We start from the raw sequence: 14,700 nt of genomic DNA on the forward strand, positions 1-14,700 counted from the left end.
AATGAATGAGATTATGGAGAGTCTGTACCAGAGAAAATCTATGAGAGTCTATGAGGACAGGGAGATTCCGGAAGAAATGAAGAAGCTGATCCTGAAAGCAGCATCGCAGGCACCGACAGCGGGATGTCAGCAATTATATACAATTCTTGATATTACGGATCAGAAATTAAAAGAAGCGTTATCGGAAAGCTGCGACCATCAGCCGTTTATTGCGAAAGCACCGATGGTATTAGTGTTCTGTGCCGATTGTAAAAAATGGTATGATGCATATCTGGAAGCAGGATGTGAGCCAAGAAAACCAGGCGTTGGGGATCTGATGCTTGCGGTAACGGATACAGTAATCGCAGCGCAAAATGCGGTAGTTGCAGCAGAGAGTCTTGGATTAGGATCCTGCTATATCGGCGATATTATGGAAAACTGCGAAGAACAGCGGAGATTGCTATGCCTTCCGGACTATGTATTTCCGGCAGCAATGTTGGTCTTTGGATGGCCAACGGAACAGCAGAAGCAGCGTCCGAAGCCGGAACGGTGTGGACAGAAGCATATCGTGCATGAGAATACATATCGCGATATGGACGGAGAAGAATTACGTGAAATGTTTGCATACAAATGTAAAAACCGTACATATGAAGAGTGGTGTAATGCATTTTGTGATCGTAAATATAACTCTGATTTTTCCAAAGAAATGAGCAGATCAGTTGAAAAATATCTGGAACAGTTCGGATTATAGTCATATGAATAGAAACCTCCTGGCGGTGCCGGGAGGTTTCGTCTGTTGTGAAGAAGTTTAACTATTTAATATTTTTACTTTTATATGCGCCGGGTATACATTTTTATATCGATAGACACTGAGCACGATTCCGAGCAGTCCATAGCATGTTATGATATAACTTCCACCGGAAGATATGAACGGCAGGAATGTTAGCGTTGGAGGAAAGATGCCGATATTTTCCAATACATTGATTAGAAGGCTCATGAGAAATACCATGCCGCAGCCACATCCCATCAGCATACCTAACTGATTCTTTTGCCTGATAGCAGTGTTAAAAATGCCAAATACTAATGCCGCTAAGATACAGCACAGTAGAATCGCAGGCAGGATTCCGTATATTGAAGTCAGACAGGTCAGGATATAATCGGAGTAAAATCCAGGCAGAGCTTCTGCGATATTCATGCCGTTATTTCCAACGAAATTGCTAGATGACAGGAAGTCTTGTAGTATCAGCTGCATATAGTTTTCGCTGCCGGAGGAAAACATTGCCTGTAAACGTGCCATCTGGTATGGTGAAAAACGTTGCTGCCAATACAATACCAGAATAAGTACGACCGGTGCGATTGTGAAAATACTCCAGATTGTACAGAGTGATAATGCTTTCTGTACATGAAACCAGCCCTTTCGAACCGCAATGGTCAGCATGACGAGCATGGATACTAACATCAGTCCGGCAGTCATCACGGATGGCAGATATAATACCAGCCAGGCAGGAATGATCATCCACAGAAGAGACTTGACAAGCCCTGCATATCCGGTTCCACGGTATTTATAAAGGATACCTCCGTAAATGGGAATGTAGAGCAGCATCAATGCCTGAATAGGAATACGGAAGCCTCCAAATAATCCAGATGAAATAAAGTAATGCATACCATTTATTACATTTCCGAAGAGCAGCGTTGAGAAGCACATGGCAATTAATATAGCTGCGATTATCTTAGAAAATCTTGCCAGTAATGTATAATCTAAAAAGTATAAAATCATCATGACTACGATTCCGGTTATTACATGGAATGCATATCTGGGTGTCATAGCTGTTCCGTCTCCGGTTACATACAGATCGATCGCCATATGGATCAGGATGCCGATGACACTGATCGTAGAGATGATGAGCAACAGCTTCCATGCAATCTGAGGCTTATGGATCCGGTCGAGAGACAGTCCGGCTTCAACCGGATCACCCATATCTTTTACCGCTTCTTTTTCGGCATCAGTGCGATTTAATCCAGCAGATACATTTGCTTCAATCTGATCTTCGATATGATCCTGCAGTTCCTGACGGATATAAGGTCTGGCTTTTTTACATCGGATCTGTTCCAATACTATCTTCAAATATTCATCCATAAGTTATACCTCCAATGCAAGTACATGTTCAACTGCGGTTGCATATTCTTTCCATTCTGCGGTTTTCTTTTCCAGGAGTCTTTTACCATCTTTGGTAAGTGAATAATATTTTCTCGTCTTCCCACCAGCTGCCTGTTCGTATACGGTGAGTAGTCCTTTATCTTCCAGACTATGAAGAAGCGGGTATAAAGTGCCGGCTTTCATTTCAAATACATTCTGTGATTTCTGACGTAGAGTGTCGATCATTTCGTAGCCGTACATATCCTTTTCGGATAATAATTTTAAAATAAGCATTGTCATACTTCCTGAAACTAATGATTTTTCAATAGCCAATTGATTCACCTCCCATTTATATATCGATAATCTATATATCGATTATCTATATAATAAGCGAACAGATATGCAGTGTCAAGGGTTTTTTAAATGATTAAATTGGTATATAATTGATGTCAGGATTGTGGGAGCATGAAACGCGAAACAATCCGTAGACATCATTTGAGTAGAATACAAAAAATGAAAGGAATTAAGATACCGATGATACAAGACATTTATCCACACAAATTACACAATGAATATAATCCGTCTGCCAGAGTGCAGGAAAGCAGTCCTATTTTAAATATTTCTAATGGGAAAGTACTGGTTCACACTGAGCAGTTTGATAACGGCATCGTGGCATTTCCGATGAAAAAGGAACTGCCAGAGGAATTGGAATATACCTATCTGTTTAAGGTGGACAACAAAGAATATTTTCTGTGGAATAAAGAACTTTCGGAAGATTCGATACCAGAGGGATATTCATACGTTGAGGAAAGAAGTATACGTAAAGAAAGTAAAGGACCTTGTGAGGAAGTCTTTGCAGCTACGACAGCGAAGCATCTGTCAGATTGGTACAGAGATGCCTGCTTTTGCGGAAGATGCGGCACGAAGATGGTGCCTCATGATAAGGAACGTGCAATGAGCTGTCCGTCTTGTGGATATATAGCGTATCCAAGAATTATGCCGGCGGTTATCGTGGGTGTGAAAAATGGAGATAAATTATTACTTACCAAATATCGCACCGGATTTGCACATAATGCGCTGATTGCCGGTTTTACAGAGATTGGAGAAACGGCAGAAGAAACGGTTATGCGTGAAGTAATGGAAGAAGCCGGAATTAAGGTCAAAAATATCCATTATTATAAGTCACAGCCGTGGGGAACTGCGAATGACCTTCTCCTTGGGTTCTACTGTGAAGTAGATGGGGATGATACCATTACCATGGACCGCCATGAGTTAAAATATGCGGAGTGGGTACAGAGAGAAGAGATTGTGCTTCAGCCGGGAAACTTTAGTCTGACGAATGAGATGATGCGCAGATTTAAAGAAGGGTATGAAGTATAAATTACACATTTTTTAGCACGTAAATAGAACGGAGCTGACACACTGAATTATCTTAACAAGTCTTATGTCTGCATTATAAAGATGATGGACATGAGACTTTTTAATAAAATGCGGAAACAGGGTGAAATATAAGAATAAAAAATGCGGAAATACTATAAAATTCCATATAGAAAAATGCGGAAATGTGCTAAAATTATGGGCGATTGGAGATACAGCAACATTTTCATTATTGAAAAAGTGTTTTGATATGAATCAGGGATTAGGAGATTCAATTAATCGTAAGCAGTTAAGACAATTCCGCTTATATATGTTAGTTGGCGGAATGCCACAGGCAGTATCAGCTTACATTGAAACGAATAATTTTAGAAAAGTAGATGAAATAAAGAGAGATATACTAAATTTGTATGAAAGTGATTTCGCAAAAATTGATCCGACGGGACGTTTAGCAATGTTATTTGATGCAGTTCCGGCTCAGTTAAATAAAAATGCAGCCAGATATCAGACGAGTAGTGTGTTAAATGGTGAGAAACAAGATAAAATATTAGAACTGATTGCAGAATTGAAAGATTCAAAGACAGTACTGGTTGCGTATAATACAAATGATCCAGATATCGGTATGGCAAATACAAAGGATTTATCAAAGTTTAAATTATTTTTAAGTGATACAGGGTTGTTTGTAACATTAATGTTTAAGGATAAAGATTTTACGGAAAATGAGATTTATGAGAAACTGTTAAGTGATAAGTTAAGTGTAAATCTAGGATATTTATATGAAAATATTGTAGCTCAGTGTCTGGCATCAAATGGAAATGAGTTATTCTATCACACGATTATGAATGAAAAGTCAAAACATAATTATGAAATAGATTTTATTTTGGCAAGAAAGAATAAAATAGTGCCTATAGAGGTGAAATCGTCCGGATATAAAACCCATAAATCACTTGACGTGTTTACGGAAAAATATTCAAGTAGGATATTAAAGAGATATTTGGTTTATACAAAAGATATGAGTAAAGATCAGGATATTTTTTGCATGCCAGTTTATATGGTGCCATTTTTATAAATATTGATTGCACAAAATTGGAATTGCAGGAGGTGCAGGATATGATTATATACTTTTCGGGAACAGGAAACAGTCGTTACATTGCGAAGCGGATCGCAGATAATATTCGTGATGAATTGATTGATGCAAACGATAAGATTAAGAGACGTGACACAAGAACTATACAAGTGAATGACCGTCTTGTTGTCGTTACACCGACATATGCGTGGAGAGTGCCATGGCTTGTACGGGATTGGATTAGAAAAACACATTTTCAAGGTGTCAGGCAGGTGTGGTTTGTAATGAGCTGTGGTGCTGAGATTGGTAATGCGGCAAAATATAATCGGCTGTTGTGTGAGGAAAAGGACTTTGATTATATGGGAACAGCACAAATTGTGATGCCTGAAAATTATATTGCGCTGTTTCATACACCTGAAACGGAGAAAGCAAGACAGATCGTATCGGATGCGGAACCTGTGATAGATAATGTGTGCAGACAGATTGTGACCGGACATGGATTTGCAGCACCTCGCAATAATCTGTATGACCGTGTTATGAGCGGACCTGTAAACAGGCTGTTTTATCCTTTATGCGTAAAAGCTAAAGCATTTCATGTCAGTGATGATTGTATTGGATGTGGAAAATGTGTAAAGCTATGTCCGTTAAATAATATCACATTGGAAAATAGTAAGCCGGTCTGGGGCAGGAAATGTACACATTGTATGGCGTGCATTAGTTACTGCCCGGAGAAGGCAATTGAGTACGGTAAAAAGAGTTCGGAGAAGGAAAGATATTACTTTGAAAAGTTGTGATTCGACGATAGATTAGATAATTGAGGTGACAGATTATGACAACTGCAGAGATTATGAAGAAAATGATAACTTTTTCAAATGGAAATATACATGATATTGATCACTTTTTGCATGTGTGGTCGTATGCAAAAATGATTGGCGAACTGGAACAGATAGACCCAGAGACGCAGTATATTCTTGAAGTGGCAGCGATTACACATGATATTGCCTGCCCGTTATGCAGGGAAAAGTATGGCAATACCAATGGCAAGCATCAGGAAGAAGAAGGAATCCCATTAGTGACAGATTTTCTTTCGGATACAGGCATGACGAAAGAACAGATTGAGCGTGTGGCATATCTGGTAGGACATCATCATACATACACGGATATTGATGGAATCGATTATCAGATTCTGATAGAAGCAGATTATATTGTGAATGCCTGTGAAAGCGGATATAGTAAGCAGAATATCAGAGATTTTATGGATAAGATTATGAAGACAGCAAGTGGTAAAACGATTGCGAAAGAGGTGTTTTATGTCTGAGTTAAGGGGGCATAGCTATGACTGAGTGGGAAAAATTGCAAAGTGGACAAATATATAATGATTTTGACGATGATTTGTTCCGACGCAGAGTAGAGGCAAAAAAGCTGTTCCGAGCATATAACAAAACAGAGGACGATGAAACAGATCTAAGAAAACAGCTTATGACGGATTTGTTCAAGAACGTTGGCAAAGATGTGTGGATCGAACCAGATTTTCATTGTGAGTTCGGTAAAAATATTGTGATTGAAGATAATGTATATATCAATTTCGGCTGTGTGATTTTGGACTGTGCGGAAGTTGTGATCGGTGCCAATTCACTGCTTGGACCGAACATTGGTATCTATGCGGTTAATCATTCGATTGATGCGGATGAGCGGATTGCAGGCGGATGCATGAGCGCACCGGTTCATATTGGTAAAAATGTGTGGCTTGGCGGAGATGTGAAGATTATGGCAGGCGTTACGATTGGCGATAATGTAGTGATTGGAGCCGGAAGTATTGTAACGAAAAATATACCGGACAATGTAATTGCAGTTGGTAATCCGTGCCGGGTGCTCAGACCGATCACGGATGCTGATAAAATAGGATATTTGCAGAGTAAATAAGGAAGAACAGACTATGATGACAAGAGAGGCAGCACTGGAATTTGGTATGTCATTTCCAAATGTATATGAAGAAAGACCGTTTCGTGATCCGAATTGGCAATTGGGGAGAGTTAAGGGAAGCAAAAAAGCTTTTTTATGGATTTATGAGCGCGAAGGTTATACAAATCTGAATGTGAAAGTTGATCCGGAATGGAGAGACTTCTGGCGGAATACATATGATGCTGTGATCGCAGGATATCATCAGAATAAGGAGCATTGGAATACCATTATTTTGGATGGTACGATACCGGATAAAGAGATTCAGAGAATGATATCGGAGAGTTATGATCTGGTCACGGACAGTCCGACAAAACGGATATACGAAGCGGTCAAACGGATTCCCCAAGGCCATGTTGCGACATATGGAAAGATTGCAGAGATGGCAGGCAATCCTCGGATGTCAAGAGCGGTGGGGAATGCGCTTCATAAGAATCCGGATCCTGAGCATATTCCATGCTTCCGGGTGGTGAATTCCAAAGGAGAACTTGCCGGAGCATTTGCATTTGGCGGAGGCAGTGTACAGAAAGAATTGCTGGAAGCGGATGGAGTCGAAGTGATTGATGGGAAAGTTAATCTTGAAAAGTATGGGATATAATACCGTGAAATGTGTCGGTTAGATTACGGAGAAGATGAAAGGATAGACTCTATGAATATTACAGTATATCTTGGCGCAAATGAAGGCAATGATTATAGGCTTGGCGAGGCAGTCAGAGAACTGGGGGACTGGATTGGGACAAGTGGGCATGTATTAGTGTATGGTGGTTCCAAGTCTGGGCTTATGGGAGAACTTGCGGAAAGCGTTATAGAGGCCGGTGGTGAGGCAACCGGTGTAGAACCGCAGTTTTTTATCGATGCAGCAGTGCAATATGAGAAGCTGACAGAATTGATTGTGACAAAAAATATGGAAGAACGGAAAGCGAAAATGATCGAGCTTGGAGATGCATTTATTGCTTTTCCGGGAGGAACCGGGACATTAGAAGAGATTGCGGAAGTGATGTCCAAGGTGTCTTTGAAGCATCTGGAGGCGCCCTGCATTTTGTACAATCTGAACGGTTATTATAACAGTCTGAAAGAATTACTGGAGCATATGATCGAAAAAGGACTTTCTACAAAAGAACGTCAGGAAGGAATATATTTTGCAGAGAATCTGGAGGAAATAAAGCAGATTCTGATGAAGATTGAGAAATAATATGCATGTGCAAAATAAAAGGGGGAAGCTTATGATATTAACTACTGAGAGACTGGTTCTTCGTCCGTGGAAAGAGACTGATGCAGAGAGCCTTTATGAATACGCAAAAGATCCGGATATCGGACCAAGTGCAGGATGGCCGGTGCATCAGAATATTGCGGAAAGCCGTGAAGTAATACAAAATGTATTTCAGGGAAAAGAGTGCTATGCAGTCTGCGAAAAGGGAACCGATCGGGCAATCGGTGCGATTGAATTGAAACTGAATGGCAGTACAGATATGACAGAACAGGACAAGGAGTGTGAGCTTGGATACTGGCTTGGAAAGCCATTCTGGGGAAGAGGTTATATACCTGAGGCGGCGGAAGAACTGATCCATCGTGGATTTGAAGACCTCGGAATGACAACAATCTGGTGCAGATATTATGATGGGAATGAAAAGTCTAAAAGGGTACAGGAAAAGCTTGGATTTTTATATCATCATACCTGTGACGAAGTGCCGGTACCGTTGTTAAATGAAGTACGAGTGGAACATACAAATTATATGACGGGAAATCAGTGGAAAATGCGACATGAACGAAGGGAGAAAATTAAAATGTTCAGACCAATCAGAAGAAAGAAACGTATGATTTCAGAGAAAGATGCAAAGAAACTGCTGTTACACGAAAAACGGGCAGTCCTGGCAGTAAATGGGGATGACGGGTATCCATTTGCATTTCCGATTAATTATTTTTATGAACCGGAGAGTGAAAAGATTTATTTTCATGGAGCGAAAGCGGGACACAAAGTAGATGCGCTGAAAAAGGATGATAAGGTATGTTTTACAGTCTATGGAAATGAAGTGCATGAAGAAGGCGACTGGGCACCGTATCTGCAGAGTGTGGTTATATTTGGCAGATGCCATCTGATTGAAGATAGTGGGATTACAGAGGCAAAGGTACGGGAGCTTGCTGAAAAATATTATCCAACAAAAGAAGAAATAGATGCCGAGATAGCAGCGGATATCAAAGCAGTACAGCTTTATGAGATTACGATTGAACATATGAGTGGCAAACAGATCCACGAAAAATAAAACCTGTTGCTTATCTTTCGTGGAAACTATAATCAGTATAACACAAAAATAAAGTTAAAAATAATGATACGTATTTCTCTTCCGCACAATAAATGTCGCTGTAACGCACAGTGTCAGCAGTTCCGCAACGGTAATGGAATACCAGATTCCGTTGATGCCAAAGATCAGCGGCAGAATCAGAATGGCTGCCATCTGGAATACCAGTGTCCGCAGGAAAGAGATTAATGCGGATAGCAGACCATTGTTCAATGCGGTAAAGAACGCAGAACCGTAGATGTTAAATCCGTTGATCAGGAAAGCAAAGCAGTAGATTCGGAATCCCATGCGTGTCAACTCGAAGAGTGCCGGATCGTAGCCAACAAACAGGGATGCCAGTGGTGATGCGATCAGCTGAGCCAGTACAAATAGCGATATTGCCCAGGTGCTGATCAGACGGACACTTTTGTGGAACAGATTCTTCAATTCATCGTGGTTTGCAGCACCGTGATGATAGCTGACCAACGGTGCACTTCCGATAGAGTAACCAAAATAAATGGCGGCGAAGATGAAATTAACATACATGATCGTACCATAGGCAGCAACGCCGTCCTCACCTGCGAATTTCATAAGCTGTAGATTATACAGCGAGTTGACCAGCGAACTTGACAGGTTAGTCATAAGCTCGGAAGAACCATTGGTACAGGTCTTTAATAAAACTTTTGGGTAAAAATGTGTTTTTCCAAGCTTCAGCAGGCTGGAATTTTTGTGCCCAAAGTAGAAAATCGGAAAGATACCTCCGATCAATTCGCCACAGACAGTAGCAATCGCGGCACCTGCAAGTCCCCAATGCAACACGGCTACGAACAGAAAATCCAGAAGCATGTTGGTAACACCGGCAATTACAACAACGCGCAGACCGAGGTGGGGCTTTTCGGCAGCTACAAAGAAGCTCTGGAATACATTCTGCAGCATGAAACAGGTCAGTGAGATGCAGAGAATTCTTCCGTACAGAACACAGTTTTTCAGTAGCTCACCGCGGGCTCCAAGGATAATTGCGACAGGACGCATTGCAAATGCACTGAGTATGGCGATGATCAGCCCGCCGGCCAGTGTAATATAGACCAGCATGGAAAAATATTCATTGGCTTTTTCTTTTTTACCTTCTCCAAGAGTTTTCGCAACGAGAGCACTGCCTCCGGTACCGATCATAAATCCAAGCGCACTGATACCCATAAGAAACGGCATCATCAGATTGATTGCCGCAAAGGCACTTTTCCCAACAAAGTTGGATACAAACAGACCATCCACAACGCTGTAAATGGATGTAAAGATCATCATTACAATGGATGGCAATACAAAGCGTAATAATTTGCGATAAGTGAAATGTTCCGACAATTGGATGTTCATAATTATAAATCCTCCGGATATGAAGATAATCCCTAGCGTAAATACCGTAAATTATAGTCCGAAATCGTATTCGCGTCAATGGAAAAATGATAAAAGTGAAATTAAAAATGGTTTTCACATTTGGTTGACAAAAGTAATTGTTGTGATAAAATAAGGACTGTTTTCAAGAAAAAGCTATATGAGGAGCGGATATGAAGAAGAAATATTATATATTTGGCATTTTGTATTTGGTAGCGATTGTTTTTATAATGAATGATACCTGGCTGTATACTACTCCAATTGCAAAGTTGACGAAAGTTGAGACAACCAGAGAAGTAGAAGGAAAAAGCACCCGGGGAACAGCAGAGAAGAAATATAGCCAAAAGATGCAGGGGATTATTTTAAATGGTGAAAAAAAGGGAAAAACAGTGCATTTTTCCAATGAGTATACATATACAGAAATGTTAAAGCAGAAATATCACAAAGGAGATAAAGTATTTGTAAGTGGTTCTGGAATCAAGGGAGTAAAACGGGATACAGAGCTTGTAATGCTGTTGGGAATTTTGATTTTCGTACTTGTGGAAGCGGCAGGACGAAAAGGGATATTAACGATAATAACAGTTGGAATCAATATTATGATATTTGCGGTGTTTTTCGTGAAAGCAGATAATACATCAAATGTGGTGGCAATCTGTAACAAAATCGTTATTCTATTTGCCATAGTGACATTAGTTGGTTTGAATGGCGTGAATAAGAAGACGTGGGCGGCATTGTTGTCAACCTTATGTGTGCTTGTATTGATCATGGGGATGTTTGATTTGGTTATCAGACATGTACAGGAACTGGATTACTCAACGATGGAATATCTGGGAAGCATTGATAATCCGGATGATATGTTCCATGCGGAAATATTGTTATCCGGATTGGGTGCCATTATGGATGTTGCCGTCGCTATAGCAGCGGCGTTAGGTGAAATCGTAAAACAGAAACCGGATGTCACATTTCTTGAACTTTTTAAATCAGGAAGAAAAATAGGTTATGATATTATGGGGACGATGATTAATGTGTTGCTATTTGTATTTGGCAGTGGTTTGATTCCCACTTTTCTGATTCGAATGAATAATGATATCCGGTTTGTAACGATTGTTAAATTGTATATTCCCTGTGAATTGTGTCGCTTTTTGGTTGAAAGTATAGGAATTGTATGGACGATCCCGGTTTCGATATTTATTACAACCATTTTTATGAAACTGTCTATGAAAAAAAGGAGAAAATCATGTTAGGTATACTTGGTTTGATTTTATTGTTTTCTGTTATAATTGTTGGAGGCGAGAGAGGTGCGATATCATTGATTGCTCTATGTGGTAATCTCCTGCTTCTTAGCTTGAGTATTTTTCTTATGGCAATTGGTGTACCTTCACTGTTGGTTACAATCGGAGCGAGTGGAGCCGTTTCTTGTATTACCTTATTTTACCAAAATGGTTCGAATATAAAAACGTGGAGTGCATTTGTTGCTGTTGTGGTCACAATGAGCGTGTTATTTGTTTTTATTTATGGTGTTGTGTGGAGAACGGAAATTGGAGGTCTGAATGAGATACAGGCGGTAGGAGAAGATGTGCTTTATTATTACAATGTAAATTTAGGTATTAGCATGAAAAATGTTATGGCATCTATCATCATATTAAGTACATTGGGAGCGGTACTGGATATGTCTCTTACAGTTACGGTATCTGTATATGAGGTGAAGAACCATAAACCGGATATTACGATTACAGAAATGATTAAAAGTGGCATGCATATTGGTAGTGAAGTGATTGGAACGACGGTGAATACGTTACTTTTTGCATATCTTGGTGAATCATTACTTCTTTTTTCATATCTGAAGATGCAAAAGTACTCAATGGAGCTGCTGTTGAATTCGAAAATTTTGTTTCAGAATTGCGTATCTATGTTTTTCGGAGCGATTGCGTGTGTGCTTGTGATGCCAATTTCCGCAATATTACTTGCTAAAATGGCATGGTTAGAAGAGTTAGAATAGAAGTTTAAAGTGTGACAGGAGGACGTGGTTTATGATAGACGGACATATTCATTATATAGAATACATGGGAGCAGACCGATTAAACCAGATTGTGGAAGAATATCATTATGATGGAATCGCATTGCAATGCATTCCGGACAGTGCGGGACGTGAAGTGCTGGGGGATGCATTTCGCTACAGAGAGCAGTGTCCGATGCCGGTTTATATATTTGGAGGAATCAGAAGAGAATTATACCGACTGCCTGAAGATGAACTTAAGACAGCACTTGTGTCGGAAGCGCGAAATCTTATGACAAAAGGCTGTACAGGAATCAAGATGTTAGAAGGTAAGCCAAATATTCGCAAATATTATCCAATTCCGGATTTTGATCAGTCGGTGTGGGAGGATTACTGGGCATATCTGGAACAGGAGCAGATACCGGTGTATATGCATGTGAATGATCCGGAAGAATTCTGGGATGCGTCGCAGGTAACAGAATTTGCGAAGAAGGCGGGCTGGTTTTACGATGAGACCTATGTGAATAATGAAGATCAATACCGGCAAATGCAGAACGTATTGGAGCGGCATCCAAAGCTTCGTATCTTATTCCCACATTTTTATTTTATGTCCAGACAGTTACCGAGACTATCAGAGTTGTTGGATCAATTTGAGAATGTAAGGATTGATATTACACCGGGAAGTGAACTGTTCTATAACCTGTCGGAGGACAGAGAGCATGCAATCCGATTTTTTGAAAAATATCAGGACAGGATCTGCTACGGATCTGATATCGGAGCCAGGGTACTGGTAGCAGAAGAACCGAAGCTGTTATCTATGGAAGAAAGCCGGTCAAGAATACGGCTGATCACGGAATTTCTGGAGACTAAGGGTGACTATCCGCTGAGACCAGACGGCTACTATATCAGTGCAACAGACCGCACCATGCATGGACTGGGACTGGATAACAAGATGTTGGATAAGATTTATAATGAGAATTTTTTGCATTTTATCAAGGCACAATAAGGCAGAAAACATTGGATAAAATAGCTGCTGTGAAAGAGGCAGATGTATAAAAATAGAAAATCATTCCATACTAAGCCATAACACAAGGCTTAAGCTATGGAAGGTGGACAGATATGATTCAGAGAACAAAGGGAGCCCAGAGCATAGTATTTGCCGAGGCTCCTTATATTATGAGCAGCGCATCAGTAGTGGGAAAGAAAGAGAGTGAAGGACCATTAGGAGAGTTATTTGATACATTTGATGAGACCAACCTTTTTGGGGAGGAAACCTGGGAACTGGCAGAAGGCGTTATGCAGAGGGAAGCGTGTGTGCGCGCACTTCATAAGGCTAATGTAACACCAGAGCAGGTACGTTATCTTTTTGGCGGTGATCTGCTGCGTCAGGGGATTGCTACATCGATGGGAGCAGAAAGTTTGCAGATTCCGCTGTTTGGATTGTTCGGAGCTTGTTCTACATCCGGTGAGGCACTGGCACTTGCAGCTATGTGCGTGGCAGCAGGATATGGAGAACGGATGCTCGTTGTGACATCCAGTCATTTTGGAACGGCAGAGAAGGAATTTCGGTTTCCATTAAGCTATGCGAACCAGAGACCCTTGTCTGCACAGTGGACGGTGACCGGAAGCGGTGCATTTCTGGTTGGCAATAAGAAAAGCAATGTGAAAATCACAGGACTTACGATAGGGAAAATCGTGGACTATGGGTTAAAAGATTCCCAGAATATGGGAGCCTGTATGGCTCCGGCAGCTGCGGATACGATTGCAGTGAATCTGAAAGATATGGGACGTAGTCCAGAAGATTATGACCGGATTATAACAGGAGATCTGGGATACGTAGGGCAGAGCATTCTGCTGGATCTGATGCGGAAGTGGAAGATTGATCTGACGCAGAATCATATGGACTGTGGCATGACAATCTTTAATCAGCAGACCCAGGATACTCATTCCGGCGGCAGTGGATGTGGCTGCGCAGCAACGACGCTTGCAGCATATATTTTACCAAAGCTCAGAACCGGAGAATGGAAACGTGTATTATTTGTTCCTACAGGTGCACTCATGTCAACTGTCAGTTACAATGAAGGCGAGAGCGTGCCGGGAATCGCTCACGGAATCGTACTGGAACACGAGCCGTCCGGTAAGAAACAGGAGGTGGAGTAAATGGATTATGTAAATGCATTCTGGGTGGGTGGACTGATCTGTGCATGCGTTCAGATTCTGCTGGATCGAACCAAGCTGATGCCGGGACGCATTATGGTACTGTTAGTGTGCAGTGGAGCAGTACTTGGATTCTTTGGCGTATATGAACCATTTCAGAAATTTGCCGGAGCAGGTGCAAGTGTACCGTTGCTGGGATTTGGCAATACACTGTTCCGTGGCGTAAAAGAAGCGGTAGAAAAAGATGGTGTGATCGGGATCTTCACGGGAGGATTCAAAGCCAGCGCAGCCGGAATCGCAGCCGCGCTGATCTTTGGCTATCTGGCATCCTGGATATTCGAGCCACAGATGAAGAAATAAGGATTCC

The 14,700-nt window shown here is 41.1% G+C and carries 17 protein-coding genes; 14 read left to right on the forward strand and 3 right to left on the reverse strand.

From position 1 onward, the window contains the following. Window position 1 precedes the first annotated feature (1 nt). Window positions 2–730 carry a nitroreductase family protein gene (locus DXA18_RS07600; RefSeq protein ID WP_118383392.1) on the forward strand — a complete coding sequence of 243 codons (729 nt, stop codon included), beginning with the start codon at window positions 2–4 and terminating at the stop codon, window positions 728–730. 57 nt (window positions 731–787) lie between these two features. Here DXA18_RS07600 and DXA18_RS07605 read toward each other — a convergent pair whose 3' ends face one another. Both DXA18_RS07605 and DXA18_RS07610 read right to left on the reverse strand, forming a co-directional pair. Continuing rightward, the gene (locus DXA18_RS07605) at window positions 788–2,116 is read right to left on the reverse strand and encodes an FtsW/RodA/SpoVE family cell cycle protein (protein ID WP_118383393.1); all 1,329 of its coding nucleotides are present in this window, start codon (window positions 2,114–2,116) and stop codon (window positions 788–790) included. Between the two features lie 3 nt (window positions 2,117–2,119). Then, entirely contained in the window at window positions 2,120–2,449 is a 330-nt protein-coding gene (locus tag DXA18_RS07610; RefSeq protein ID WP_118383394.1) for a PadR family transcriptional regulator, read from the reverse strand. A 132-nt stretch (window positions 2,450–2,581) separates the two neighbouring features. Between DXA18_RS07610 and nudC the strand changes: the two genes are divergently transcribed. The 8 genes from nudC to DXA18_RS16790 all read left to right on the forward strand — a co-directional run bounded on the left by nudC (window position 2,582) and on the right by DXA18_RS16790 (window position 8,776). After that, window positions 2,582–3,496: an NAD(+) diphosphatase gene (gene nudC, locus DXA18_RS07615; protein ID WP_330424466.1), complete on the forward strand. Its 915-nt coding sequence runs from the start codon at window positions 2,582–2,584 to the stop codon at window positions 3,494–3,496. Between the two features lie 121 nt (window positions 3,497–3,617). Further along, the gene (locus DXA18_RS07620) at window positions 3,618–4,559 is read left to right on the forward strand and encodes a DUF4143 domain-containing protein (protein WP_243007071.1); all 942 of its coding nucleotides are present in this window, start codon (window positions 3,618–3,620) and stop codon (window positions 4,557–4,559) included. Window positions 4,560–4,600: 41 nt separating this feature from the next. Continuing rightward, window positions 4,601–5,350: an EFR1 family ferrodoxin gene (locus DXA18_RS07625; protein ID WP_118383395.1), complete on the forward strand. Its 750-nt coding sequence runs from the start codon at window positions 4,601–4,603 to the stop codon at window positions 5,348–5,350. 35 nt (window positions 5,351–5,385) lie between these two features. After that, entirely contained in the window at window positions 5,386–5,874 is a 489-nt protein-coding gene (locus DXA18_RS07630; protein ID WP_330424467.1) for an HD domain-containing protein, read from the forward strand. A gap of 17 nt (window positions 5,875–5,891) precedes the next feature. Further along, the gene (locus DXA18_RS07635; protein WP_118383397.1) at window positions 5,892–6,479 is read left to right on the forward strand and encodes a sugar O-acetyltransferase; all 588 of its coding nucleotides are present in this window, start codon (window positions 5,892–5,894) and stop codon (window positions 6,477–6,479) included. 13 nt (window positions 6,480–6,492) lie between these two features. Continuing rightward, window positions 6,493–7,113 carry a methylated-DNA--[protein]-cysteine S-methyltransferase gene (locus DXA18_RS07640; protein WP_118383398.1) on the forward strand — a complete coding sequence of 207 codons (621 nt, stop codon included), beginning with the start codon at window positions 6,493–6,495 and terminating at the stop codon, window positions 7,111–7,113. Between the two features lie 51 nt (window positions 7,114–7,164). Beyond that, entirely contained in the window at window positions 7,165–7,707 is a 543-nt protein-coding gene (locus tag DXA18_RS07645) for a TIGR00730 family Rossman fold protein (RefSeq protein WP_118383399.1), read from the forward strand. Window positions 7,708–7,738: 31 nt separating this feature from the next. Next, a complete protein-coding gene (locus DXA18_RS16790; protein WP_199665560.1) occupies window positions 7,739–8,776 on the forward strand; it encodes a GNAT family N-acetyltransferase in 1,038 nt (345 codons plus the stop codon). Window positions 8,777–8,830: 54 nt separating this feature from the next. Here DXA18_RS16790 and DXA18_RS07660 read toward each other — a convergent pair whose 3' ends face one another. After that, window positions 8,831–10,162, reverse strand: a complete 1,332-nt coding sequence (locus tag DXA18_RS07660) for an MATE family efflux transporter (RefSeq protein WP_118383400.1) — start codon at window positions 10,160–10,162, stop codon at window positions 8,831–8,833. A gap of 191 nt (window positions 10,163–10,353) precedes the next feature. On the opposite strand from DXA18_RS07660, the gene DXA18_RS07665 reads away from it, so the two are divergent. The 5 genes from DXA18_RS07665 to DXA18_RS07685 all read left to right on the forward strand — a co-directional run bounded on the left by DXA18_RS07665 (window position 10,354) and on the right by DXA18_RS07685 (window position 14,693). Next, complete coding sequence (locus DXA18_RS07665; RefSeq protein WP_118383401.1) at window positions 10,354–11,424, forward strand: YibE/F family protein; 1,071 nt, start codon at window positions 10,354–10,356, stop codon at window positions 11,422–11,424. After that, entirely contained in the window at window positions 11,418–12,179 is a 762-nt protein-coding gene (locus DXA18_RS07670) for a YibE/F family protein (protein WP_118383402.1), read from the forward strand. The genes DXA18_RS07665 and DXA18_RS07670 overlap by 7 nt, the downstream gene beginning before the upstream one ends. Before the next feature lie 31 nt (window positions 12,180–12,210). Further along, complete coding sequence (locus tag DXA18_RS07675; protein ID WP_118383403.1) at window positions 12,211–13,182, forward strand: amidohydrolase family protein; 972 nt, start codon at window positions 12,211–12,213, stop codon at window positions 13,180–13,182. Between the two features lie 113 nt (window positions 13,183–13,295). Further along, window positions 13,296–14,336 (forward strand): stage V sporulation protein AD, encoded by a 1,041-nt coding sequence (locus DXA18_RS07680; RefSeq protein WP_330424468.1) that lies wholly within the window; start codon window positions 13,296–13,298, stop codon window positions 14,334–14,336. Continuing rightward, on the forward strand, window positions 14,337–14,693 hold the full coding sequence (locus tag DXA18_RS07685) for a SpoVA/SpoVAEb family sporulation membrane protein (protein ID WP_118383404.1): 357 nt from the start codon (window positions 14,337–14,339) through the stop codon (window positions 14,691–14,693). Window positions 14,694–14,700: the final 7 nt, after the last annotated feature.

The sequence above is a fragment of the Dorea sp. AM58-8 genome (genome assembly GCF_003464045.1).
Classification (GTDB): domain Bacteria; phylum Bacillota; class Clostridia; order Lachnospirales; family Lachnospiraceae; genus Claveliimonas; species Claveliimonas ammoniilytica.

Coding starts and splice junctions, on each gene's coding strand:
- DXA18_RS07600 (WP_118383392.1), top strand. CDS start 2: ATGAATGAGATTATGGAGAGTCTGTACCAGAGAAAATCTATGAGAGTC.
- DXA18_RS07605 (WP_118383393.1), bottom strand. CDS start 2,116: ATGGATGAATATTTGAAGATAGTATTGGAACAGATCCGATGTAAAAAA.
- nudC (WP_330424466.1), top strand. CDS start 2,582: ATGAAACGCGAAACAATCCGTAGACATCATTTGAGTAGAATACAAAAA.
- DXA18_RS07625 (WP_118383395.1), top strand. CDS start 4,601: ATGATTATATACTTTTCGGGAACAGGAAACAGTCGTTACATTGCGAAG.
- DXA18_RS07630 (WP_330424467.1), top strand. CDS start 5,386: ATGACAACTGCAGAGATTATGAAGAAAATGATAACTTTTTCAAATGGA.
- DXA18_RS07635 (WP_118383397.1), top strand. CDS start 5,892: ATGACTGAGTGGGAAAAATTGCAAAGTGGACAAATATATAATGATTTT.
- DXA18_RS07640 (WP_118383398.1), top strand. CDS start 6,493: ATGATGACAAGAGAGGCAGCACTGGAATTTGGTATGTCATTTCCAAAT.
- DXA18_RS07645 (WP_118383399.1), top strand. CDS start 7,165: ATGAATATTACAGTATATCTTGGCGCAAATGAAGGCAATGATTATAGG.
- DXA18_RS16790 (WP_199665560.1), top strand. CDS start 7,739: ATGATATTAACTACTGAGAGACTGGTTCTTCGTCCGTGGAAAGAGACT.
- DXA18_RS07660 (WP_118383400.1), bottom strand. CDS start 10,162: ATGAACATCCAATTGTCGGAACATTTCACTTATCGCAAATTATTACGC.
- DXA18_RS07665 (WP_118383401.1), top strand. CDS start 10,354: ATGAAGAAGAAATATTATATATTTGGCATTTTGTATTTGGTAGCGATT.
- DXA18_RS07670 (WP_118383402.1), top strand. CDS start 11,418: ATGTTAGGTATACTTGGTTTGATTTTATTGTTTTCTGTTATAATTGTT.
- DXA18_RS07675 (WP_118383403.1), top strand. CDS start 12,211: ATGATAGACGGACATATTCATTATATAGAATACATGGGAGCAGACCGA.
- DXA18_RS07680 (WP_330424468.1), top strand. CDS start 13,296: ATGATTCAGAGAACAAAGGGAGCCCAGAGCATAGTATTTGCCGAGGCT.
- DXA18_RS07685 (WP_118383404.1), top strand. CDS start 14,337: ATGGATTATGTAAATGCATTCTGGGTGGGTGGACTGATCTGTGCATGC.